Annotated in this window: 1 protein-coding gene; it reads left to right on the top strand. The window is 60.6% G+C overall.

The features are described from left to right. A partial coding sequence (locus GCN74_RS28210) for a condensation domain-containing protein (RefSeq protein WP_226939277.1) occupies window positions 1-813 on the top strand: 813 nt, incomplete at both ends.

An 813-nucleotide genomic window follows, 5' to 3' on the forward strand; every position in this document is an offset into this window, starting at 1 on the left:
GCGTACTGGTGCGGGAACTGGGCCTGATCATGGATGCGCAGCGCCGCGGCGAAGCGGCACGGCTGCCCGTGCTGCCTATCCAGTATCTCGACTACAGCGTGTGGCAGCGCAAGCGCCTGGAAGAAGAAGGGGCACTGGAACAGCAACTGGATTACTGGAAGAAAAAACTGGCGGGCGTACCGGACCAGCTCGACCTGCTCACGGACTTCCCGCGCCCGAACGTACACAGCCATGCAGGCGCCACCTACAGGTTCAGTCTGCCCCCCGAACTGAGCGGCGCATTGAACATGCTGGCGGAGCAGCACGGCGTGACGCTGTTCATGGTCCTGCTGAGCGCTTTCAATGTCCTGCTGTATCGCTACAGCGGCCAGGCGGACCTGTGCGTCGGCAGCCCGATTGCCAACCGCCAGTATGGAGAAACAGAAGGCCTGATCGGCATGTTCGTCAATACCCTGGCCTTGCGCACGCACGTGGACGGTCAGCAAGACTTCCTGTCGCTGCTGGCACAGGTCAGAAATACTTGCCTGGAAGCCTACGAACACCAGGACGCGCCATTCGAAAAAGTCGTCGATGCCGTCAAGCCGCAGCGCAGCATGGCGACCACCCCGCTGTTCCAGGTCATGCTTGTCCTGCAGAATACCGATGCCATCATCCATGCCAGCAATGTACAGCCCTACGTGCTGGAAACGGGCATCAGCAAGTTCGACCTGAGCCTGGAGGTGACGGAAGCTCCGCATGGCCTGTCCTGCATCATGGAATACAGCACCACGCTGTTCAAGCCGGAAACGATAGCGCGGCTTTGCCGCCACTTCG

The organism is Janthinobacterium sp. FT14W (assembly GCF_009208755.1).
Lineage (GTDB): Bacteria > Pseudomonadota > Gammaproteobacteria > Burkholderiales > Burkholderiaceae_D > Janthinobacterium > Janthinobacterium violaceinigrum.